Annotated in this window: 19 protein-coding genes and 1 riboswitch; of the genes, 14 read left to right on the top strand and 5 right to left on the bottom strand. The window is 44.7% G+C overall.

Annotated features, from left to right (window positions below):
* Positions 1-10 precede the first annotated feature (10 nt).
* Together OB236_RS20825 and OB236_RS20830 are read left to right on the top strand one after the other, a co-directional pair.
* Positions 11-1,183 carry an asparaginase gene (locus OB236_RS20825; RefSeq protein WP_262685726.1) on the top strand — a complete coding sequence of 391 codons (1,173 nt, stop codon included), beginning with the start codon at positions 11-13 and terminating at the stop codon, positions 1,181-1,183.
* A gap of 243 nt (positions 1,184-1,426) precedes the next feature.
* Positions 1,427-2,332: an aldo/keto reductase gene (locus tag OB236_RS20830; protein WP_262685727.1), complete on the top strand. Its 906-nt coding sequence runs from the start codon at positions 1,427-1,429 to the stop codon at positions 2,330-2,332.
* Between the two features lie 76 nt (positions 2,333-2,408).
* Here OB236_RS20830 and OB236_RS20835 read toward each other — a convergent pair whose 3' ends face one another.
* Complete coding sequence (locus tag OB236_RS20835) at positions 2,409-3,152, bottom strand: DUF3153 domain-containing protein (RefSeq protein ID WP_262685728.1); 744 nt, start codon at positions 3,150-3,152, stop codon at positions 2,409-2,411.
* A gap of 291 nt (positions 3,153-3,443) precedes the next feature.
* On the opposite strand from OB236_RS20835, the gene OB236_RS20840 reads away from it, so the two are divergent.
* Complete coding sequence (locus OB236_RS20840) at positions 3,444-5,516, top strand: discoidin domain-containing protein (RefSeq protein WP_262685729.1); 2,073 nt, start codon at positions 3,444-3,446, stop codon at positions 5,514-5,516.
* 125 nt (positions 5,517-5,641) lie between these two features.
* Here the strand turns inward: OB236_RS20840 and OB236_RS20845 are convergent, their stop codons facing one another.
* Positions 5,642-5,761: a sporulation protein YjcZ gene (locus tag OB236_RS20845; protein ID WP_262685730.1), complete on the bottom strand. Its 120-nt coding sequence runs from the start codon at positions 5,759-5,761 to the stop codon at positions 5,642-5,644.
* A gap of 254 nt (positions 5,762-6,015) precedes the next feature.
* Positions 6,016-6,102: riboswitch (cyclic di-GMP riboswitch) on the top strand.
* A gap of 35 nt (positions 6,103-6,137) precedes the next feature.
* On the opposite strand from OB236_RS20845, the gene OB236_RS20850 reads away from it, so the two are divergent.
* Positions 6,138-6,326: a Spo0E family sporulation regulatory protein-aspartic acid phosphatase gene (locus OB236_RS20850; RefSeq protein ID WP_076229029.1), complete on the top strand. Its 189-nt coding sequence runs from the start codon at positions 6,138-6,140 to the stop codon at positions 6,324-6,326.
* Positions 6,327-6,409: 83 nt separating this feature from the next.
* On the opposite strand, the gene OB236_RS20855 is transcribed toward OB236_RS20850, so the two are convergent.
* Positions 6,410-6,823, bottom strand: a complete 414-nt coding sequence (locus OB236_RS20855; RefSeq protein ID WP_262685731.1) for a hypothetical protein — start codon at positions 6,821-6,823, stop codon at positions 6,410-6,412.
* A 193-nt stretch (positions 6,824-7,016) separates the two neighbouring features.
* On the opposite strand from OB236_RS20855, the gene OB236_RS20860 reads away from it, so the two are divergent.
* Positions 7,017-8,333, top strand: a complete 1,317-nt coding sequence (locus OB236_RS20860) for a voltage-gated chloride channel family protein (RefSeq protein ID WP_262685732.1) — start codon at positions 7,017-7,019, stop codon at positions 8,331-8,333.
* 74 nt (positions 8,334-8,407) lie between these two features.
* Here OB236_RS20860 and OB236_RS20865 read toward each other — a convergent pair whose 3' ends face one another.
* Entirely contained in the window at positions 8,408-10,432 is a 2,025-nt protein-coding gene (locus OB236_RS20865; RefSeq protein ID WP_262685733.1) for a methyl-accepting chemotaxis protein, read from the bottom strand.
* A 249-nt stretch (positions 10,433-10,681) separates the two neighbouring features.
* Between OB236_RS20865 and OB236_RS20870 the strand changes: the two genes are divergently transcribed.
* The 6 genes from OB236_RS20870 to OB236_RS20895 all read left to right on the top strand — a co-directional run bounded on the left by OB236_RS20870 (position 10,682) and on the right by OB236_RS20895 (position 17,287).
* On the top strand, positions 10,682-11,602 hold the full coding sequence (locus OB236_RS20870) for a phosphate ABC transporter substrate-binding protein (protein WP_076229032.1): 921 nt from the start codon (positions 10,682-10,684) through the stop codon (positions 11,600-11,602).
* Positions 11,603-12,047: 445 nt separating this feature from the next.
* Entirely contained in the window at positions 12,048-12,980 is a 933-nt protein-coding gene (gene pstC / locus OB236_RS20875) for a phosphate ABC transporter permease subunit PstC (RefSeq protein ID WP_076229033.1), read from the top strand.
* Positions 12,977-13,834 carry a phosphate ABC transporter permease PstA gene (gene pstA / locus OB236_RS20880; RefSeq protein WP_076229034.1) on the top strand — a complete coding sequence of 286 codons (858 nt, stop codon included), beginning with the start codon at positions 12,977-12,979 and terminating at the stop codon, positions 13,832-13,834. The genes pstC and pstA overlap by 4 nt, the downstream gene beginning before the upstream one ends.
* Before the next feature lie 2 nt (positions 13,835-13,836).
* Positions 13,837-14,598 carry a phosphate ABC transporter ATP-binding protein PstB gene (gene pstB, locus OB236_RS20885; protein ID WP_372237345.1) on the top strand — a complete coding sequence of 254 codons (762 nt, stop codon included), beginning with the start codon at positions 13,837-13,839 and terminating at the stop codon, positions 14,596-14,598.
* Between the two features lie 18 nt (positions 14,599-14,616).
* On the top strand, positions 14,617-15,276 hold the full coding sequence (gene phoU / locus OB236_RS20890; RefSeq protein ID WP_262685734.1) for a phosphate signaling complex protein PhoU: 660 nt from the start codon (positions 14,617-14,619) through the stop codon (positions 15,274-15,276).
* A gap of 175 nt (positions 15,277-15,451) precedes the next feature.
* Positions 15,452-17,287, top strand: a complete 1,836-nt coding sequence (locus tag OB236_RS20895; RefSeq protein WP_262685735.1) for a GGDEF domain-containing protein — start codon at positions 15,452-15,454, stop codon at positions 17,285-17,287.
* Here OB236_RS20895 and OB236_RS20900 read toward each other — a convergent pair.
* Positions 17,276-18,031, bottom strand: a complete 756-nt coding sequence (locus OB236_RS20900; RefSeq protein ID WP_076229038.1) for an HAD family hydrolase — start codon at positions 18,029-18,031, stop codon at positions 17,276-17,278. The two genes, OB236_RS20895 and OB236_RS20900, sit on opposite strands and share 12 nt — an antisense overlap.
* Positions 18,032-18,189: 158 nt before the next feature.
* Here OB236_RS20900 and polA point away from each other — a divergent pair, with 158 nt between their 5' ends.
* From polA to OB236_RS20915, 3 genes are all read left to right on the top strand, one after another.
* The gene (gene polA, locus OB236_RS20905; RefSeq protein ID WP_262685736.1) at positions 18,190-20,856 is read left to right on the top strand and encodes a DNA polymerase I; all 2,667 of its coding nucleotides are present in this window, start codon (positions 18,190-18,192) and stop codon (positions 20,854-20,856) included.
* A gap of 24 nt (positions 20,857-20,880) precedes the next feature.
* A complete protein-coding gene (gene mutM, locus OB236_RS20910) occupies positions 20,881-21,741 on the top strand; it encodes a DNA-formamidopyrimidine glycosylase (RefSeq protein WP_076229040.1) in 861 nt (286 codons plus the stop codon).
* A gap of 61 nt (positions 21,742-21,802) precedes the next feature.
* The gene (locus OB236_RS20915; RefSeq protein WP_262685737.1) at positions 21,803-22,627 is read left to right on the top strand and encodes an MntP/YtaF family protein; all 825 of its coding nucleotides are present in this window, start codon (positions 21,803-21,805) and stop codon (positions 22,625-22,627) included.
* Positions 22,628-22,638: the final 11 nt, after the last annotated feature.

Below are 22,638 nucleotides of genomic sequence, written 5' to 3' on the forward strand. Positions count from 1 at the left end.
GGTTTGCATTATGATACTTACACCATCTTCATGGATTAAAACGACTTTTGTAGCAGGGCTTGCGTTAACTATGTTATTTCCATCAGTTTCGGTACTTCCGATTTCCAGCGCTTATGCGGCTGAAGCAGTAGCAGAGCAAACCTTGCCTGCCCCATCCGTACCCGCTTTGCCTAAGGTTCAGGTTATTGCTACGGGAGGAACGATTGCAGGCAAATCTGTTGACGAAACCAGCTTCCAGAACTACAAGGCTGGAACTTTATTGATGGAGGATATGGTTAAGGCACTACCGAACAAAGATCAAATCGCGGATGTATCCACCTTTCAATTTGGTAATGCAGGCTCCGGTTCTTATACGATGCAGCAATTATACAATCTCTCTTTAAAAGTAGATGAAGTGCTCGAAACCCAGGACGGTGTAGTCGTCACAACGGGTACAGATACGATGGAAGAGATCGCTTATTTCCTTGATTTGACGGTTCGCAGCCCTAAGCCGGTTATCATCACGGGCTCGATGCGTCCTTGGACAGTAATCGGAAGTGATGCTCAAGCGAATCTGTATAATGCCATTAAACTTGCTGCAAGCGGCAAAACCAAATACTATGGTACCGTATTGATGCTGAATGACGAGTTCCATGCGGCAAGAGATGTAACCAAAACCAATGCGTATCGGACTGATACTTTTGAAACTCCGAAGCTTGGCATGCTTGGATATATCGATGAGAAAAACATTCGTGTGTATCGCGCCAATGCGAGATCGCTCATGAGTGCGGACAAATGGGCAACACCTTTTGATCTGAAAAAAATTGCTGATACCAGCATGGCGAAGGTAGAAATTGCTTATGCTTATCAGGATGCAGGCGCAGGCGCTATCACAGGCTTTGTGATGGACGGTGCCAAAGGTATTGTTACCTCCGGTACAGGTGCAGGCGGAGTGTCCAAGGCTATGGGTGATGCTCGTACGAAGGCATTCAAGGAGCAAGGCGTAATCTTTGTGGCCACGACTCGCACAGGTTCGGGCAGCAATTATACAACAGGTGATGGTATTATTGCGGGTGACAGCCTGAACGCGGCCCATGCAAGAATCCTGTTAATGCTCAGCCTTTCATTCAGCAGTGATTTTGACACGATTAAAGGCTGGTTTAATACGTATGGCTCCGGTCAAGTTGAGATTCCAGCTAAATAACATAGTGGATTGTAACACCCCTTCTGGCAACAAGGACATTAACTGTTCTTGCAGCTCGAAGGGGTGTTTTTCGTTGATATGCAGTCGTGGCTGCTTGATTTTAGACGAGATTGCTAGCATATTAGCCCTATCAGTTACTTTAGATTCACTAGCGCACCTTTTTTTCCATTCTTGTTGAGGTTTGGAAACTTCCCTATAATGGGTATTGTTACTTAGCATTCAATTCGAAGGAGCTGACGTTACATGAAATACCGCAGACTTGGACAGACGGAGCTACAGGTTTCCGTGGTAGGCGTAGGCACATGGCAGTTTGGTGGAGCCTGGGGGAAGGATTTTACACAGGATGAAGTCGATGCAATTCTGGATAAAGCTGCAGAGCTTGGGATCAATCTGATCGATACGGCAGAATGTTATGGTCATCACCTTTCGGAGAGCTTTATCGGAGATTATATCGCACGTAGAAAAAGCAGGTCAGATTGGGTAATCGCAACCAAATTCGGCCATAACCATGCAGATAGAGAAAGCACAACGATCAATTACTGGTCGCCTGAACAAGTGCTTATTCAATTGGAGAACTCACTGAAATCTTTGAAGACCGACTATGTCGATTTGTACCAGTTTCATTCAGGGTCTGATGAAGTGTTTGATAACGATGCCCTGTGGACGATGCTGGACAAGCAGGTGCAGGCGGGAAAAGTGAGAAATCTCGGTATTTCAATCGGCAGCAACGATAATTTACATCAGACAGATGCGGCGTCGAAAGTGAATGCCAAAGCGATTCAGGTCGTATACAATCGATTGGATCAAACACCTGAAAATCGCGTGTTTCCATCATGCGAACGTCAGGATTTAGGTGTGCTTGCCCGTGTGCCATTGGCAAGCGGGTACTTGAGCGGCAAGTACAAGCCTGGTGCGGAATTTGCCGAGAACGATGTGCGATCCCGACATAACAAGGAGCAGACCTTGATCAAGCTGCAAAAGGTACAGGAGATTCAACAAAATGAACTGCCGGAAGGTGTGAATATGGCAGAGTGGGCCTTGGCCTGGTGCTTGAAGCATCCGGCGGTGACCAGTGTAATCCCAGGCTGCAAAAGTCCGGAGCAGGTGGAATCCAATGCAAGAGCAGCAGATTTTGATTTTGTTAAATAAGAGGGATACTGTCTCCAAGAGATTCAATAAAGAAGCCTCCAATCCACATTTTCTAATGTGTGCTTGGAGGCTTCAATTATTCGATAGGGGTTTCTATAGCAAGGGGCTCAACGGGTTGTGCGCGTTTTTTTCTTCTTAATAACAAGAAAATGATGGCGGCAATCAGGATTACAACAACTGCTACCAGGATCGATATATTCACCATGTTCGGGGTTTTAAGGTCCAGCTTGACTTCATTATTGGCTCCTGCCAGCAGATCCCATTGATAGGTCTTGCCATCGTCCAATACTCTGGAAGCGTTTTGCTGCTCTGCCTTTTCCGGTAGCGTCAATGTAAATTTTAAATCAATCTGACTGATCATCATTTTTTGCAAGCCCATCGTATCTTTGGCATCGGCTTTCATGCTGCTTAAATCAAAATTACCTATCACATGATTGGTATTAAAGATGAAGCCTTTATCAACCGTCATGTCAATCTTGTTTTCGGCATTGATATTGCCTTGATTGACACCGACATTTTTAATTTCCTTAACATCCTTAACATGCTTTTTGGCTTGTACACCTTGGTAATCTCCATCTTTATACTGTGAGACCTGGTATCCATCCGTTTCAAAATTCTTTTTTAATTCACCTAACATATCCGTCTTATTTGCACTATTCATACTCATTAATCCGATTAGCTGAGAGCTTAAGGCCAATTTGTAATCCAGCTCAGCAGACTGATCCCGGTTCACCGTTACATGAAAATCCCCTTTAACACAGCCACTTAACAAAATGATAACAGAACTCAATATCACGAATAAAAGCCGTTTTTTGTTCATATGTACCCCACATATTCTTTTATTTAGAAACATTAACCATTATAGTATACAGATCTATATTAATCTATCGTTTTCGAATCCGTACTGATTACTACAAGAACAAATTCAATTCAGTTTTAAAATCATACTCCTCATGGTCAAGTCTTCTATTTTTTTACCTATAAGAATTATGATAATACGATCCTTTATTTACAATATATGGTTATATATGTTTGGACATCTGATGTAAATTATTGTAATCTACTATTTGTCTTATACATAATATATTGGTAAATAAGGGAGAGATTTGTTTTGAGAAAGAAATTGATAGCTTTAATTGGATTTGTGTTAATTTTAATGTCTATTTTTGGAGTCGTGGTTTATGCAGAAGATGAATACTCAAATGATTTAACAGATGGGTTGCCAACTACTGCTTTTACTGCTAGTTCTATCTATAGCTTAAGTTACGCAGCGCCAAAAGCATTTGACAATGTTTGGGACGGGGGCAATTCTACAAGTTCATTTTTCTCTGGCAGTGGAGTTAATTCGTGGATAAAGGTGGATTTTAATGATTCTAGAGCAATTGCAAAATTAAAATATCAAGCCGATGCTGTAATGGGTTATGGTGCAGGTATGAAAAACTTTAAAGTTCAAGGTTCCTCGAATAATATAGATTGGGTAGATCAGTTTACTGGAGTAGCACTTCAAAATGGAAGCAAACAAGATTTTTTTTGGACTCCAACAAATAGCTTTAGATATTGGAGAGTATTCTGGATTGATACACATACGATACCGGGCTATGTGGCGATTGCAGAAATGGAAATGTCGGATCGACTAACTTACCCAACTAATCTAGTGGCGGTTACAGGTGATGCTTTAACTAATTTGTCTTGGAAAGTTTTAGCTACAGCTGTAGGTTACAATGTGTACCGATCAGAAACAATAAATGGAAACTATACAAAAATAGCCTCTAACGTAGCAGTAGCCTCCTATACTGATAATACAGTTCTAAATGGAGTTGAATATTATTACAAAGTTACTGCAATAAATCCGGATGGAGAAAGTCGACAATCAGATAGTGCTTTCTCATTTCCGCAAGCTAGTGCCATTCTCTATACAAACAATATCATTCCGATTATGACTTCCAATACATCTGCAGGTGGAATTGTGACGGCGAGTGATGAATACACAGGACGGGACGGTACTTTACCTGCCTGGAAAGCTTTTGATGGAATAAAGAAATATTCTTCTTCAACTAGTAATTATAATGCTTGGGGAACAAATGCAACGCAAGGGTGGTTGGCCTATGAATTTCCTTTGCGTAAGATCGTAGTTAGGTATGTACTCGATTTTGGCGGTTATTCAAATGTTCCCTATGCTAACGATGCACCTAAAAAGTGGACGTTTGAAGGAACTAACGATAATGTGAATTGGACAATACTCGATTCAAGGGATAATATAACCCACTGGGTAGACGGTGATTCGAAGGCTTTTACATTTGATAATAATACTGCTTTTAAAAAATATAGAATTAATATAAGTGCCAATAATGGATCAACTACCTACAATGTGAATCTTGATATTCACGAATTGGAAATGATGGAGAGGGCGGTTCCCTCCATACCGGCAATAACAAATTTGGTAGCTGCAGCAGGAGATGCCCAGGTTATTCTGACTTGGTCTTCCGTAACTGGAGCTACCGGCTACAACATCAAACGTTCCACAACTACAAGTGGCCCATATACCACGGTTGCCAGCAACGTTTACGGTTCGCCTTATACAGACACCACAGTCATAAACGGAACTAAGTATTATTATGTAATTACAGCTTTAAGTGCAGGTGGAGAAAGCGCCAACTCCAACGAAGCCTCAGCTACACCTATGGGTACAAGTAGAGTCATCCTTACTACAACCATGACGAATGGAGATACGTTTGAATACAATATTTCCAAAACGGAATTAACTGCTTTCCTCAATTGGTACGATACCAAAGCAGCAGGTACAGGTCCGGCCAAATATACTTTCGTTAATCAGCACCTAAAAGGTTCTTTTTCAGTTCGTAAAAACAATCTGATTTTCGACAAGATTTTAAAATTTAATTACGATGAATACAGCATCAGCGGCAGTGGAATACCTGCTGAAGTAGCTGAAATTACCATAGGAACTGCTTTAAGTATTACTTTAACAGACGGCAAGGTAGAAGAGTTTATCCTATCTGCAGCTGACTATAATGCTTTCGTTGCTTGGTATGATGCTAAATCCGCTGGTATAGGTCCATCGCGCTACACATTTGAAAATCCATTGAAAAAAGGTCCGTTCTCAGCGAGACATGAAGTCGTGATATTTGATAAGATTTCTTCCTATGATTCCGAAGATTTTAACTAATGGTTTTGTCTTACACATGATAATTTGAAATTTAATTGAGTGCAGTCCCAGTTCAGTGTCCAGACACCGAAATGGTAGTCAGTAACCACCTCCCGAGTTGATTGGGAGGTGGTTAGATCACTACTTTAAAATGTTCTTAAAATAATAACAAGCAGAATATAGAGAACAAGAATCACGGCTGTAGTAGTTCCAAGACCATAACCTGCACAACTTGCACAGCTTCCGCCAACTCCGAGTGCACCCATGTTTATCCCTCCTCGCGCCTTGTATAGTGCATCTTATGAATGTTAGCGGATACGTGATTGGACAGATGCAAAAATGGGTAATTGTCATTGAAAAGAGCAAGTTCCCCCCCAATATTAAATATCTCCATATAAAGGGGGCAGAATAATAATAAATGACAAAAAATTCAATAAAAACGAAAATAATGTCGAAGATTTAGTGCTTTAATTCTATAAAAAATAGCGATATTTGTAGTATAATAGAATCGCATACGCAATATCGAAAAAGGCAAAGCCATTGAAAAATGGGGACGCAAAACTATTAGGGGCTAAAGTCAATGCGACTATGCCAGCCAGTTACCGAAATACTCTCTTTTTTAAAATCAAAGGAGGAATGTGTATGGAGCTTACTAAAAGTAGACAGCTTCAAAAAGTAAGATTGGTTTTGCTTGTTGCAGAGATTGAAGCCTTAAAAAATTGCATGGTCAATGTGTACGATCAAACGGAAAGTTTACATGACCCTCTCTTGGTCCAACTTAGTGTAATGCTTGATCGAAAATTGAATAAATTTATTAAATATCAAAATTAAATACTTATAAATGTTAGAGCTGTAGACATACAGCTCTTTTTTTGATGCCATTTAACGAGCATATGCTAAGGGCCTATGTGCCTTTATGGAGTTAGTTTTCTGATGATGGTTTGCAAAACAGGTATGATTTTATGGATAGCTTCTTTTTGTAATGCATAGCCGGAGTCATAACGATTTGAGTTCAGTACACCGGTGTTGGTATCAAAGCTATGGATCATTTCTTGAGTTCCGTTAGTTATATCTTGATAGGCCGACATAAGTTGTACGTGCTCGACTAAAAATAGATCAGGCACATTTAATGCTAAAATCTCATGTTGACAATGCACAAATGAAATTAACTCTTCCTTTAAATTCAGGATGCGTTTATCGGGATCCCATTTCTTATCAGGATGCTCATACAGCTCTTTGACAAACTTGCTTGCAGGCTGTATCGAAGCGTTAATCTTTACAATGATTTGAGCATAGTCGATGGGGTTTAGATCAGAAGTGTCATCCATTTTTCTTCCTCCTTTGAATAGTAATATTTTAACATCTACTCATATGGAATAAAAAGGTGATTGAGCACATCCTGCTAAAGTTTGATGGGGATTCGTCATATCAATTATGCCCTAAGTCGGATTAATTTCTTGCGCCTGTATGTCATGAGAGGTATTATTACGTGAAAGAGTGTTCGGGGAGTGGAAGAGGAATATGAACAACTGGCTGAAAAAATGGGGAGATCGGACTTTCTCTGGTAGTCGGAGGTTTCAGCACTTGGCTTTCATCAAGTATGTACTGTGGTGGTTGGTGCTGGCGAGTTTAGTAGGCGTCATGACCGGCTCGGCCTCGGCGCTATTTCTGTTAAGTCTGGATTCGGCTACAAGTTTACGATACGAACATCCGTGGCTGTTATATTTACTGCCCCTTGGTGGTGCTTTGGTCAGCTGGATGTATCATGCCTATGGCAGCAGCAGTATAAAAGGCAATAATCTGATTTTGGAGCAAATTCATGATGGACGTGAAACCATACCATTGCGTATGGCTCCTTTTGTGCTGATCGGCACGGTGTTGACGCATTTATTCGGCGGCTCGGCAGGGCGTGAGGGGACGGCGGTTCAAATGGGTGGCAGCTTGTCCGAGTATCTGGGCAAGCTGCTGCGTATTCATCCGGACGATCGTAAAATTCTGCTAATGTGCGGTATCAGCGCAGGCTTCGGATCGGTGTTCGGAACCCCGCTTGCAGGGGCTGTCTTTGGTATGGAGGTGTTAATCATCGGTCTGATCAGCTATGAGGCCTTACTTCCGTGCCTGATTGCAAGTTTGGTTGGACATGCGGTGACGTTAGGATGGGGAGTGATGCACGCTCATTATTCGATGGGGCAAGTGCCGCCGCTCAGTGCGGTCGTTCTGCTGAAGGTTGCGGCCGCGGCGATCCTATTTGGCTTGACAAGCCGGCTGTTCAGTGAGCTAACCCATAAGCTGAAGGCTATATTTACAAGACTATTCAGAAATGCCGCATGGAAATCCTTTGTCGGTGGTTGTATGATCATTGTGCTGACATTGGCGATCGGGTCAAGGGATTATCTCGGATTGGGATTACCGCTGCTCAATGACTCCTTTCAAGAAACAACGGCATCTTTCGCTTTTTTATGGAAGCTGATTTTCACTTCGATTACGCTAGGGTCTGGTTTCCAGGGTGGAGAGGTGACGCCGTTGTTTGTGATAGGTGCAACTTTGGGGAATACGCTGGGTACTCTATTGCAGCTGCATGGTCCATTTTTGGCGGGGATTGGCTTAATTGCCGTGTTTAGCGGAGCAACGAATACTCCGATCGCTTGCTTTTTGTTGGGTATTGAGCTGTTTGGCTCCGAGGCGGCAGTCTACATGTTTGTTGCTGTTGTGATCAGTTATTTAAGCTCTGGACATACGGGCATCTACACGGCTCAGAGGCTGAAAGTTGCGAAGGGGCGCAGACTTCAAGATATAGATGAACATGCAACACTTGGTACTTTAAAGTCCAAGCAATAAAGAGTGACGTTGTGCTGTGCTAATTTCCAAAAAGCCCCGCTCGGAATTGGGTATCCGGTGCGGGGCTTTCTCTGTTAACCGACAGGTATGAGTTTTTTTTCTTTGTCCTCTTCTTTAGTTTCATTTTCGATAGAATCTACATTCATAGTATCTACAGTTTTCGAAGCCCCTTGCTCAGCAGCAGGTTTCACTATTTTCTCTGTTGAATCCTGGCTGCTTTCATCAATGGCTGCTGTCTGTGGAAGCTGCTCTGGATGAATGGCTTCAAACTCACTCGAATCATAAAGGTTCGCGACAACCTCCTCCTCACTTAAGGCGTCATTAGCTCGACCTGCTCCAAGTTCTTCGATTTCTCCGAGATCTCCAATCTGAAATCGGTTCACTTCTTTAAATAATTTTTGCGATAGCAGCATCATGTCATCGGCTTGTGATGCAATTTGCTGAATGGCTGCATTTTGCTGAATAGATGAGGAGGTAACCTCTTCGACACCTGCTGCTGTTTCCTGAGCGATGGCTGCAACGATTTGTACAGAATCAATCAGGCTTTCATTTTTTTTCTGGGCAAGGCCAATTTGGGTCTGGATCTGATTAATATCCTGTGAGAGTGCATCCATGGAGCTGCGGATTTCCTGAAAAGCTTCGACACTTTCATTCATTTTACCATTTTGCTGAAGGAAGGATTTACGTGCTTCTTCTATATATAGTTCCAAATCTTTCGTTTGTGCCAGCAGCGAATGTATGATCGAGGCAATCGATTTGGACGAATCATTTGTCTGCAGTGACAGCTGCCTTACTTCCTCGGCAATAACCGAGAAACCTCGTCCGTGAACTCCAGCCCTCGCCGCTTCTATCGCAGCATTCAGAGAAAGCACATTGGTTTGTTGAGAGATATCGGTAATTGTATTAACAATTTTGTTGATTTGTACCGAGCTGGCAGATAGCGATGTCATGGTTTGATGTACTTTATCAAGTATGCTTTCAGATATTTGGGAAGCAGAACGGAGAGCCTCCATTGAGCTGGAGCCAGTGTGTGTATTGAAGGCAGCTTCGTTGCTTCTTTCATGAACAGCTTTGGACAATCCGGAGATCAGCTCGATTTCCTGGCCTAGCTCGGCAATGATATGAGTGCTTTGTTCGGAATGAGAGGCTTGCTGCTCGGCGCCTGTCGATATTTCCTGAATGGCTCGAACGATATCCGCATTTACATTAGCTGTCGAGCCAGAGAAACCTTGAGACATCTTGGAATGCTCGGATAACGAGAGCGCAATGACTTGGGTATGGGCTAGCATACTGCGGACCTGATCGGTCATGTGATCAAAGCTATTGCTCAAAGCTCCCAGCTCATCCTTCGAGGTGCTGTTGATTTTATTACGCAAATCACCATTAGCCATAGCATGTACCGCATTCTGCAGCTTTTTGATCGGCTTAACAAATGAACTGATCAGTAAGAATGCAATGGCAATACTGGAGATAATGACAATTATGGAGCAGATGAGCATCATTGTTACTGTATTGTTAAGCAAATGCTGGGTATTGGCGACTGCGTTCTCGGCGTCCTGTGAATAAGCAACGTAGAATTGATCCACATTGACGAAGATGTCGCCCATGAGCGTTTGAGATTCATTGTATAGATATTCCATATTTTTGTTAAGATCGTCCGCTGTCAGCTTATTTTCCTGAACCAGCTTGGCCGCGACGTCAAATGTATTTGTATAATCGACTGTCAGCGAGATCAGCTTGCTGCGCCATTTGGCTTGTTCAGGTGTAGTAGCAGTGTCACCCACACGTTTGATCATTTTGTCGAAAATGGCTCTTTTTTCATTATACTTCGGTATGTAATCGGCTTTCTTAGAAATTTCGAGTCCGGATGCGATAATATTCAGCTCCTGAACCATCTCTTTAAGCTCTAGTGCCATCAGCTTGAGCTCTACCTTATCATTCTGCTGGCTAAGTTGAATTTTGATGTCGTTAACCTGCTGCAAATTATAAAGCGCCATTCCCAGGAACAATACCAGCATCCCGGCAAAACCAAGCATGAGCTTTAATTTTAGGGACAACGCAGGAAGTGAAATTGTCTTCTTACTTATTAGAATGCTCATTTAATCCCTCCATTATTAAAATCAATAGTCCAAACGTTACAATTGGGTAGTCGTGATTTGTTTCCTATTATGCGAGTTGATTATTAAATACAAGTCCATAGTTTGTAAAAAAATCATTAAATTTAGCTAAAACTCGACATTAAAAACTTTTACATTCCGTTAACGTTTCGAGGGTTTAGACTTTACACTCGCTTGTTAAGATGTTCAAGTAAACAAAATACTAGAGGATAAAAGGGAGGACATGCAAAGATGTTGAAGCATTTCTCAAGAAAAGGCAGTCTTGCAATGATGACGGTATTATTAATGGGGGTACTCGCAGCGTGTGGTACTCAAACGGCAGCTCCAACTACGGATACAAAAGCACCAGCTACTAATGCAGCAGCACCAGCGGCTCCTGCTAAAGCAGAAACACCTAAAGAATTAACAGGTACAGTAACAGCCTCAGGATCAAGCGCACTGCTTCCATTAGTTAAACAAGCTGCTACTGAGTTTATGGAGAAAAATCCTAAAGTAACCGTTAACGTAACTGCCGGTGGATCTGGCACAGGCTTGAAAAACGTTGCAGACGGCACTTCCGATATCGGTAACTCCGACGTTGCTGCTGGCGACGAGTACAAAGACAAAAACCTGGTTGACCACGTAGCGGCAATTGCTCCTTTCGCATTGATCGTTAACAAAAATGTTCCTGTAGACAATCTTAGCAAACAACAAGCTGCTGACATTTTCATGGGTAAAATCACGAACTGGAAAGACATCGACGGCAAAACAGATGCTAAAATCGTTGTTGTTCACCGTCCAGACAGCTCTGGTTCCAGAACACTTGTTAAGCAAATCGTGCTTGACAACAAAGACTTCACTAAAGATGGCGTTACTCAAGAGTCAAGCGGTGCAGTTGCAACAACTGTAGGTTCTACTCAAAACTCTATCGGTTATGTGGACACGCCTTACCTGAACGACACCATCAAAGCTTTGAAATTTAATGATGTAGCTTTCAGCAAAGATACAATTAAAGACGGTAAATACCCGCTTTACGGTGTTGAACATATGTATACTAAAGGTGAAGCCAAAGATGCTGTTAAAGCATTCCTGGATTACATTACAGGTCCTGAATTCCAAGGCAAAAGAGTGGAAGAATTGAAATTCTTACAAGCCAACCTTTTGAAAAAATAAGTACTTCTCAATCAAGTAGGATGCGGAGTGATCTCCGTATCCTTTTTGTGTTGTGCGCTTACTCTTGCTTTGCCCTTGCCATCAGGGAAGCGAGCAACGCAATGCTTCCTCCGTTCTCTACTACAACCCGGAAGTGCGGTGAATAAGGAGCGGAGGAGACGAAAGTGTTCTGGAGAAGCGGAGCGTTCGCCTTTGTTCAAGGATTTCCACCTCTAAATCACTTACATAATGAAGAAATCCTTGAACAACAGCGATCGTAGGAATACTTCGTCCCTGCAGCGCCACTTATTCACCGAACTTCCTACATTTTTTACATTCCCTTAACAATTGAATTGTATGGCATTAACAATTGTCCTCTATGATGATTAAAGAACATTCAGGCCGAGCTCACTGTACGTTATTCTTGAAGGCTCGTATGCTAATTTATTTGAGGGGGAACCATCCTGTGAATTCTTTCGCTGATCAACTCACTGAAAGAGCAGCTTTAAAACACAAACAAGTAAGCCAATGGACCAAACGGCAAAATCGGACCGATCAGATGATGAAACTAATTTTTGTCGGAAGCGCCATTATTGTATCGGCCATTATTTTTTCCGTCATCGCATTCGTCGGAATCCAGGGCGTCAAGACGTTTAATGACGTAACACCATGGACCTTCTTCTTTTCTCCAGATTGGACACCGACCAAAGGGGAATTCGGAATCTTCGCCTTTTTGTACAGCACACTGCTGTTGACGTTGATCTCGATAGTCCTATCGGTTCCATTAGCACTATCAGGAGCTGTATTCCTTGCCAAAATCGCACCTCGATGGGTTCGTGAAATTATGCGTCCGGCAACGGACCTGTTTGTCGGAATTCCATCCGTTGTATATGGTCTGATCGGTTTGACTGTAGTGGTACCTGGCCTTGCCAAGCTTACTGGAACCATTGGATACGGAATATTACCAGCGGCTATCATCCTGGCCATTATGATCCTGCCAACGATTCTCTCCATCTCTGAAGATGCGCTGCGTGCGCTGCCAAGTCGACTTGAAGAGGCTTCATTGGCGCTGGGAGCAACACGCTGGCAGACGATATGGAGAGTGCTTGTACCAGCGGCGCGCCCCGGTATTATTACGGGTATTATTCTTGGCATGGGAAGAGCAATCGGGGAAACAATGGCCGTGTTCATGGTCATCGGTAACTCACCGCAAATCCCGGGTTCTTTATTAGAATCAACAACGGTGCTGACGACAGCTATCGTCAAAGATATGGGTAACACGAATTACGGCACAGTATGGAACAATGCCTTGTACATGATGGCCCTCGTGCTGCTGTTGATTTCCTTGTTCATGATTATCGCCATCCGGATCGTTGCCAAAAGGAGTGAAGTGAAATGACGAGCAAAACAACGGACCGCGCGGCCACTCTGTTTTTCTGGGCTTCCGGTGTTGTCATTATGCTGCTGCTGGCCTGGTTCCTGGTTCGTATTTTAGGGGATGGACTTCCTCAGCTCTCCTGGAACTTCATCACGGGGAAACCTTCAGAGGTGATGGCAGGCGGCGGGGTTGGCCCGATGCTGTTCAACTCCTTCTATATTCTGTTTTTATCCTTACTGTTTTCCGTGCCGATCGGGATAGGTGCAGGTGTATACTTATCGATCTATGCCAAGCAAAATCGGTTTACAGATTTCATTCGGATATCTGTTGAGGCTTTGTCATCAGTGCCATCGATTGTTTTCGGATTGTTCGGTTTCTTGTTATTCGTTAATCTGCTTGGCTTGAAATTCTCGATTATCGGCGGTGCCGCTACACTTTCCTTGCTGAATCTGCCTGTATTGGTCCGGGTTACGGAAGAATCGCTTCGTTCCGTACCTGAATCGTATTGGGAAGCTTCGCTCGCGCTCGGCTCTACACGTTGGCAGGCCATTCGCAAGGTGCTTTTACCAGCCGCTATGCCGATCCTGATTACCGGTATTACACTAGTTGCCGGACGAGCTCTGGGCGAATCGGCCATTCTGATCTATACAGCCGGCTTATCGGTTTCCCGCCATTTTCCAGACTTTAGTCCTCTGGCAATGGGTGAGACGCTGGCTACGCATCTATGGTACGTGCAGTCTGAGGCCATTGTTCCTGATGCCAAGAAGATTGCCCAAGGAAGCGCAGCGCTTCTGCTTATCGTAGTTTTGATTTTCAACTTGTGTATTGCCATTCCAAGCAAAATGATTCAAAAAAGACTGACCGGGGGGAAATAATCGTGGCTGAGAAACATAAAATCAAAGTAGAAAAACTAAACCTGTTTTATGGAGATAACCAAGCACTGCACAATGTGGAATTGGATATTAAAAGCAATAATATCGTAGCGTTAATCGGACCTTCCGGCTGCGGGAAATCGACATTCCTCAGAACGCTGAACCGTATGAACGACCTTATCGATATTGTAAGAATTAACGGAAGCATCTATGTGGATGGCCAGGACATTTATGGTTCAGACACGGATGTCGTATCGCTTCGGAAAAAAGTAGGCATGGTATTTCAACGCCCTAATCCGTTTCCAATGAGTATTTACGATAATATTGCTTACGGCCCGAGAATTCATGGAACGAAGAAAAAATCGGTTCTCGATGAGATTGTAGAAAAGAGCCTGCAACAAGCGGCATTGTGGGATGAAGTCAAGGATCGATTGAACAAGTCAGCGCTCGGATTGTCCGGCGGTCAGCAGCAACGTTTATGTATTGCCCGCTTGTTGGCAGTTGAGCCCGACGTTCTTTTGATGGATGAGCCTACCTCAGCGTTGGACCCGATCTCCACCTTGAAGGTTGAGGAATTGACGCAGACCTTGAAAGAAAAATATACGATCATCATCGTAACGCACAACATGCAGCAGGCAGCACGAATTTCGGACTACACCTCATTTTTCCTGAATGGATTGCTGATTGAAACGGATCAAACGGATAAAATTTTTACAACTCCGTCGGATCAAAGAACTGAAGACTATATTACAGGCCGTTTCGGCTAGAGGGGACAAGAACCAACCATGGATACACGCCATAACTTTCATCATTCGGTGGAGGAGCTGCAAAAGGTTTTACTCAAGATGGGGACATTAGTCGAGGATTCGATATCGAAGGCTATCGAGTCGTTAGCGACGCTGGATGAGAAGCTGGCCGTTACTACTGTCAATCAGGATGATATCATCGACGATTTGATGCTGGAGGTAGAAGAGCGTTGTTTGAGGCTTATCGCCTTACAGCAGCCTATGGCAAGCGATCTGAGAATCATAGGGATGGCTTTGAAGATTGCCACGGATTTGGAGCGGATTAGCGATCACGCAGTCGATATTGCCAAGATCTCGATTCGATTGTCCGGGGAAGAGCTTATCAAACCGCTTGAGGATATTCCTCGAATGGCCATGATGGTTCGAAATATGCTGCAGGAAAGCCTGCTCTCCTACATGGAGCTTGATATTCACCGTGCTTCAGCGCTTGCCGAAAAAGATGACGAAATCGATAAGCTGTACAGTGCCTTGATGAATGAAATCATTACCTTGATGAGCAGTGATTTCCAACGTAATCGCCAGCTTTCCCATCTGATGTTTGTAGCTCATTATCTGGAGCGGGTTGCCGACCATGCGACTAATATTGGTGAAGGCGTGATTTATATGGTTACCGGCAAGCGAAAAGATTTGAACGTGTAATAGAAGCAAACTGGCATCGTGAGCAAAGAGCCTTACTTATGGCTCTTTTTTTGTATATTCGCTGAACGAAGGTTTTACACAAATTTAACAAAACCCTGGTCATTTTTGACATAGGGATGAAGGTTGTCTGTTATAGTTATGGGTATATAGCAACTTACTCAAAGTAGGGATCGATATGGATACTCACCAGCTTGCGAGTGCGAATGCGCATTCGGAAAATGATTTCCTCAAGGAGCAGTTTCGTAATATTTTGGAAGCCAAGCTCATTCATTCCGTTTATCAGCCTATTATTTCATTGAAGGATGGCACCGTTTTCGGCTACGAGGCGTTGACACGCGGTCCGGAGAACAGTCCATTCCATTCCCCAATGAAATTGTTTCCTTTTGCCGAGGAAGAAGGATTCTTATACACGTTGGAAAAATTGGCCAGGGAAATGGCGATCAAAGGAGCCTTTTTCTCACGCAACAATGAAATGCTGTTTATTAATATTTCTGCAGCTATTTTACAGGACCCGCATTTTGCTCCTGGTAAAACCCTAGAGCTGCTTCAGGCACGCGGCCTGCAACCCGGCAACATCGTATTCGAAATTACGGAACGCAGCTCCATTGAGGATTTTACCACGACCAAACGTATACTTGACCATTATCGGAACCAAGGCTATCGTATTGCCATTGATGATGCGGGAGCCGGCTATTCCTCCTTACAGGCAATTGCAGAGCTGCAGCCGGATTTTATTAAAATCGATCGGTCTCTGGTACACCATATCCATCTTCATAAAAATAAAGAGTACATCGTGGAAACATTCGTTTCGTTCGCTGACAAGCTGAATATCAGTTTGATCGCTGAAGGCATTGAATCGCAGGAAGAGCTGCAGCTGCTGACGCGTATGGGAATCCATTATGTTCAAGGGTTTTTGTTGGGCAAACCTGCGACGGAGATTGCGGTAATTGATCCGAAGTGGGTTGAATTGATTGTTCAGCACCGCAAAATCCGCGAAACGGGCGGCGGGACATTGACTATTGGTGATGTAATTTCTCCGATTCAAATCTTCGACAGCAAAGCGCTTATATCCGAGGTTGCTAATTTTTTTAAAAGCAATGTCAAAGCGCAGGGAGCTGTTATCGTATCTAATGACGAGCCTGTTGGTTTGATGATGCGGGAGCGTCTGTTTCAGAAGCTGGCGGGCCAGTATGGCTTCTCGTTGTTCTGGAATCGTTCCATCGATCAAATGATGGATCCGAAGCCATTGATCGTCGACAAGGATACGCCGATTGAAACCGTTTCCCAGCTGGCAACCTCGCGAGATACGAATCTGTATGATTTTGTCATTATCACGAACCAGGGTAAGATGGCAGGCGCCTCATCCATCCGGGCGATCCTGGAATGCATCACGAATACCCGAATGGAAAATGCCAAGGTAGCAAGCCCGCTGACAGGGCTGCCGGGAAATATCCAGATTCAGCGTGAGCTAACCAGAAGGCTGATGGAGAAGAAGCCTTTCGCGGTTTTGTATGCAGACCTTGATTATTTTAAATGGTTTAATGACCGATATGGATTTCAAAAGGGTGACCAGTTGATTCAGTTCACGGCAGATGTGCTTCAGCATGCCATCGTGCTGTGCGGCAAGCCATTGGATTTTGTTGGTCATATCGGAGGCGACGATTTTATCATGATTACATCTACGGATGAGCCAGATCGGATGTGCAAGGAAATCATCCGCCGATTCGACCAAAGCGTACCGTTATTTTATGAAGGCGATGACTGGACCTATGTGGAGGATCGGAAAGGAAATCGGATTGAAACGAGCGGTGTGACGATCTCCTTGTCTTTAATAGTATGTGAAACCGAGACACCGATCACCCTTGAAGAGATTTCTCAATCCGCTGCAACCTTGAAAAAACTGTCCAAAGCAAGTATCGGAAGCGTGTATTGTAGTACGTACCTTGGTTTGGCTGATTTGACAGAAGTGGAACCAGGTAAAGCAGATATGGAGTCCTATTTACTGGAATAGCTCGAGCAGTTGATTAATTTCCTGAATACAATAAATATTGCGTTTCCCGAGCTTTTGTCGGGAAATTTTTTTTGTGTTTCCCTGACTAGTCTGGAGCCAGATCACATCAAGCCCCGCCTTAACCGCACCGCAAACATCGTGTTTCCAAGAGTTGCCGACCATAACAGCCTGCCGCGGGGTTAGCTCCAGCGTCTGCAGAGCTGTTTTGAACAGAGAGCTTCCCGGTTTTTTCTCAGATAGCTTTTGGGCGGTGAATATTCGTTCTGACGGAAAAAAAGCGTGAAGCTGAAATCGCTCGAGCAAATGCATGACCTCGTTATGGGGACTGTTGCTGATAATCGCCAGCTTGAAATGTCGTGAAAGCTCGCGAAGTGTGTTTTCTACACCATGTACCAGAGCTTTGCCCTCCATGCGTCTCTGTCGCACAAGCCGAAAAAAATCCTTCGCGAATCCTTGATGAACCGGAATCTGCTGCTCCTGGATCGCTTGCTGGAGGCACTGCTCCTGAAGCTGATCAAACGATACAGACGGTCCCCTCGTTTTTTTGTTGAGCTGCCAGTTGGCTTGGTATCGATCCCATAGGCTATCCACCTCACCTTGATCCTGCTGTAAGCCGCGAGCGGCGTACTCGCTGCAGACGGAGCGAAAGGCCTGCTCAAAGTGAATGCCTTGGTGAATTAACGTCTCATTCAGATCAAAACAAATCGCTTTTTTTCCTGGGATCTTGTAAACTTTCCCTGTCAATGGTATCTCCTCCGTTCAAGCTTACTGCACGCCCTGATATCCTATGTTTATGCTCGAATGTCTGGCGTCACACCTATGTACAGGAATGTGGGATTAAGCTTTTTATATTGCGTTGTCCTATGCTATCATGGAGGTAGTATGGAAAATGAGGTGCTATAATGTCCAAATTGATCGTCATTGATGGCAACAGTATTGCGTACCGTGCTTTTTTTGCACTTCCACCGCTAAGTAATTCAAGTGGTTTGCACACGAATGCTGTTTTTGGCTTTACTACGATACTTTTGAAGCTAATGGAAGAACACAAGCCTACCCACTTCCTCGTTGCGTTTGATGCGGGCAAGGTGACGTTTCGACATTCGAACTATAAGGATTACAAAGGCGGCAGAGCCAAGACTCCTCCCGAGCTGTCCGAGCAATTTCCGGTACTCAAGGATTTGATCCGGGCATTCGGCGTTTCTCAGTTTGAGCTGGAGGGCTATGAAGCGGATGATATTATCGGAACCTTGACGCGTATGGCAGATGAGCTTGGCAATATCGAGGTCATCGTCGTTAGCGGTGATAAGGATATGCTGCAGCTGGCTTCCGAGCATGTGAAGATTGCTTTGACACGAAAAGGGGTTAGTGATGTAGAGCTGTATGATCCACCTTATATTATGGAAAAATATGGACTTACCCCGAATCAGATCATTGATCTGAAGGGACTAATGGGGGATACGAGCGATAATATCCCAGGTATTCCGGGGGTTGGGGAGAAGACGGCATTAAAGCTGCTGCACGAATACGGTTCAGTTGAAGGTGTGCTCGCCAATACGGATCAGTTGAAGGGTAAGATGAAGGAAAAGGTCGTTGAGCACGCAGATGATGCGAGAATGAGTAAGGAGCTTGCAACCATCTTTCGCGAGGTCCCTATCGGTACGCCTTGGGACGAGCTAGCTTATAACGGGTATGAGAAGCAGGCCTTGGCAGAGATGTTTTACAAGCTGGAGTTCAAGTCGTTAATGGAAAAAATGGATCTGACCGGCGGAGATGTGAAGCTGGCGGATCAGCAGCCGCAGGCAGAGCTAGTGGCGATAGCTATCCAAAAGCTGGAGCAGCTTGCAGAGCTGACAGATGTACTGAGCAAGGTCGAATCGATGCATGTCGAGGTCATTGGTGACAATCCTCACGCCGGGTATGTGCTGGGACTTTCGTTTCATACGGATCAGGCCTGTTATTATGTGCCTTTCGAGTTGTTGAAAGAGAACAGCTCTGAGGTGGATACGCTGAAAGCGTGGTTGGAATCACCAGATAAGTCTGTTGCCGTGTATGATCAGCATCGTGCCGAGATTGCATTGTCGTGGCAAGGTATTGCTCTGCGGGGGACTACATTCGATGTACTGCTGGCAGCTTATTTACTCGACCCTACAGAATCAGCGCTTACCCTGCATGGACTGTTAGTCAAATACAGCCTTCCTTCGCTCAAAGCGGATGAGGACGTATTCGGTAAGGGGGCAAAGTTCAAGGTTCCGGCGATTGAAATCGTTACGGACCACCTGTGCCGTAAGGCTAACGCGATTCACACCCTTCTGATCCTCATGAAGCAGGATCTGCAGCAAAAAGATATGGATCAGCTGTTTTACGATCTGGAGCTGCCGCTTGCGAATGTTCTTGCTGCTATGGAGCAAAAGGGCATCCAGGTTGATGTTGAAGGGCTTAAGCAGTACGGTGTGGAGCTTGCTGCACAATTGGACAAGATTATGAAATCGATCTATGAAGCAGCCGGCGGCGAGTTCAACATTAATTCGACCAAGCAGCTTGGGGAGATTTTATTCGAAAAGCTGAATCTGCCTGCTTACAAAAAAACAAAAACCGGCTATTCGACGGATGCCGAGGTGCTGGAAAGACTGGAGCCTTATCATCCGGTCATCAGCCATATTCTGAACTATAGGTCGCTTGCCAAGTTGCAATCCACCTATGTCGAAGGTTTGTTAAAGGAAATACGTCCGGAAACCGGTAAAGTGCATACGTATTACAGACAGACGATCGCCGCAACTGGCCGTCTAAGCTCACAATTTCCGAATTTGCAAAATATCCCGATCCGTTTGGAGGAGGGACGCAAAATCCGTAAGGTATTCGTCCCATCACAGCCTGGCTGGTCGATTCTGACCGCTGACTACTCGCAGATCGAGCTGCGTGTACTTGCTCATATTTCACAGGATAAGAATCTGATGGAAGCTTTCCTGAACGATATGGATATTCATACGAAAACCGCGATGGATGTATTCGGTGTCCCTGAATCGGCTGTCGATTCCAATATGCGCAGACAAGCCAAGGCGGTTAATTTTGGGATCGTGTACGGAATCAGCGATTACGGCTTGTCGCAAAATTTGAATATTTCCCGTAAGGATGCCGCTTCGTTCATTGAGCAATATTTTGTCGTATTCCAAGGGGTACGCCGTTTTATGGATGATATCGTACTAAAGGCCCGTAAGGATGGCTATGTGACCACCCTGCTGCAGCGCCGCCGGTATTTGCCGGAAATCTCTGCTTCCAACTTTAATTTGCGATCCTTTGCTGAACGTACTGCGATGAATACTCCTATTCAGGGTACCGCGGCTGATGTCATCAAGCTGGCAATGGTCCAGATGGACGAGCGTATGAAGCGTGATGGGCTGGCTAGTCGTATGCTGCTGCAGGTACACGATGAATTGGTATTCGAGGTGCCTGAGAACGAGATCGAAGTGATGCGCACAACCGTAAAGGAAGTTATGGAGGGCGCGCTCAAGCTGGATGTTCCGCTCAAAGTGGATGTGGATACAGGCTCCAACTGGTACGAAGCGAAATAACCATATAGGACAGGTGAGGACATCATGCCGGAATTGCCGGAGGTTGAAACCGTCAGACGAACATTAAACGAATTGGTCATCGGTAAACAGATCGATCATGTTAGTGTTCATTTGAATCGAATTATTATCAAGCCTGAAGAAGTCGGCGAGTTCTGCATACAGTTGGCTGGGCAAACGATTCTTAGCGTGGAACGAAGAGGCAAGTTTTTGCGTTTTCTTCTGGATGATTACGCACTCGTATCGCATCTTCGTATGGAAGGCAGATACGGATTGTATGATAGCAGCGACCCATTAGAGCTGCATACGCATGTTGTATTTCATTTTACGGACGGCAGTGAGCTGCGCTACAAGGACGTGCGTCAATTTGGGACCATGCATCTGTTTCCCAAGGGAAGGGAGCTTGAGGAGCAGCCGCTCAAAAAGCTCGGTCTGGAGCCGTTGGAAGAGGCGTTCGATCTCGCTGCGTTTCGGGCAAGGATTGCCCATCGTTCCACGAAAATAAAGCCGCTGCTGCTCAATCAGGAATACATCGTCGGGATCGGGAATATATATGTGGATGAATCGCTGCATCTGGCTCGAATTCATCCTGAGCGTGAAGCCAATTCATTGACATCCAAGGAGCTTGCCGCTCTGCACGAAGCCATTGTGAAGACATTGAGTGAAGCTGTCGCCGCGGGTGGCTCATCGATCAAATCGTTTGTGAATGGACAAGGTGAGATCGGTATGTTCCAGCATCAATTCAAGATGTATGGGCGCAAGGGGGAAGCTTGCTATTCCTGCGGACATCCCATTGAAAAAAGCGTTGTTGCTGGACGGGGTACCCATTATTGTCCCCAATGTCAGCCTTTGAAGCCTGCCAGAGGCAAGAAGATAAAGCCTATATAAAAGCTGCACCCTCCATCCCTATCCGCCATATAGTAGGGTAAAATGGTCGGGAGGGAATGCCATGCTTCCTTTTATCTCCTTAATGCTGCTGGCTTTAGCGGTTAGCTTGGATGGTTTTGGCGTAGGTGTGACGTACGGCCTGCGCAAGATTCGGATGCCCTTGGTATCGATTGCTATCATTTCAGGTTGCTCCGGTATTATTATTTATACATCGATGCAGATTGGTGTCTGGATTAGCTCGTATGTCGATCCGGTTTTTGCAAAAAGCATCGGTGGCATCATCCTGATCGGTATAGGCATGTGGGCGTTATATCAGGTGTTGGGAAGTAAACAGGAATCCACAGAAGCAGTACCGGCAGCAATGCCTGAAACGGCTCAAGCCGCTGCAGTTGCAGCAGAACGCGATGAGGTTGTGTCGTTGGATGCGAGTTATGGAGAACGTGCTGCTGTCGTAGATGAGACAGGTCATAAGACGTCTGTGGTGCAAGACATGGAAACCTCCGCTGGAGTGGTGAACGATCCTCCAGACGTGCAGCCAAGCGCCAAGGAAGTATTGTACATCGAGCTTAAACGCTTTGGTTTGGTCATTCAAATTCTACGAACACCTTCTATGGCGGATATGGATCGATCTGGAAATATCTCTCCTTATGAAGCTTTTCTTCTCGGTATCGCCTTATCATTGGATGCTTTTGGAGCCGGGATTGGCGCGGCCTTGATCGGCTTTACGCCATGGCTGACCTCAATGGTTATCGCTATGGCAAGTGGGGTGTTTTTGGCGGCAGGCTTGCGTGTTGGTTATAAATATGCAGATTTATCATGGATGCGAAGCTTATCTGTCTTTCCTGGCTTTGTATTGATTGTGATGGGAATTATGAAGCTGTTATAATAAGCAGATAC

Source organism: Paenibacillus baimaensis (assembly GCF_025567575.1).

Excerpts from the sequence above, each read along its gene's own strand:
- OB236_RS20825 (WP_262685726.1), top strand. The coding sequence starts at position 11 with ATGATACTTACACCATCTTCATGGATTAAAACGACTTTTGTAGCAGGG.
- OB236_RS20830 (WP_262685727.1), top strand. The coding sequence starts at position 1,427 with ATGAAATACCGCAGACTTGGACAGACGGAGCTACAGGTTTCCGTGGTA.
- OB236_RS20835 (WP_262685728.1), bottom strand. The coding sequence starts at position 3,152 with ATGAACAAAAAACGGCTTTTATTCGTGATATTGAGTTCTGTTATCATT.
- OB236_RS20845 (WP_262685730.1), bottom strand. The coding sequence starts at position 5,761 with ATGGGTGCACTCGGAGTTGGCGGAAGCTGTGCAAGTTGTGCAGGTTAT.
- OB236_RS20850 (WP_076229029.1), top strand. The coding sequence starts at position 6,138 with ATGGAGCTTACTAAAAGTAGACAGCTTCAAAAAGTAAGATTGGTTTTG.
- OB236_RS20855 (WP_262685731.1), bottom strand. The coding sequence starts at position 6,823 with ATGGATGACACTTCTGATCTAAACCCCATCGACTATGCTCAAATCATT.
- OB236_RS20860 (WP_262685732.1), top strand. The coding sequence starts at position 7,017 with ATGAACAACTGGCTGAAAAAATGGGGAGATCGGACTTTCTCTGGTAGT.
- OB236_RS20865 (WP_262685733.1), bottom strand. The coding sequence starts at position 10,432 with ATGAGCATTCTAATAAGTAAGAAGACAATTTCACTTCCTGCGTTGTCC.
- OB236_RS20870 (WP_076229032.1), top strand. The coding sequence starts at position 10,682 with ATGTTGAAGCATTTCTCAAGAAAAGGCAGTCTTGCAATGATGACGGTA.
- pstA (WP_076229034.1), top strand. The coding sequence starts at position 12,977 with ATGACGAGCAAAACAACGGACCGCGCGGCCACTCTGTTTTTCTGGGCT.
- phoU (WP_262685734.1), top strand. The coding sequence starts at position 14,617 with ATGGATACACGCCATAACTTTCATCATTCGGTGGAGGAGCTGCAAAAG.
- OB236_RS20895 (WP_262685735.1), top strand. The coding sequence starts at position 15,452 with ATGGATACTCACCAGCTTGCGAGTGCGAATGCGCATTCGGAAAATGAT.
- polA (WP_262685736.1), top strand. The coding sequence starts at position 18,190 with ATGTCCAAATTGATCGTCATTGATGGCAACAGTATTGCGTACCGTGCT.
- mutM (WP_076229040.1), top strand. The coding sequence starts at position 20,881 with ATGCCGGAATTGCCGGAGGTTGAAACCGTCAGACGAACATTAAACGAA.
- OB236_RS20915 (WP_262685737.1), top strand. The coding sequence starts at position 21,803 with ATGCTTCCTTTTATCTCCTTAATGCTGCTGGCTTTAGCGGTTAGCTTG.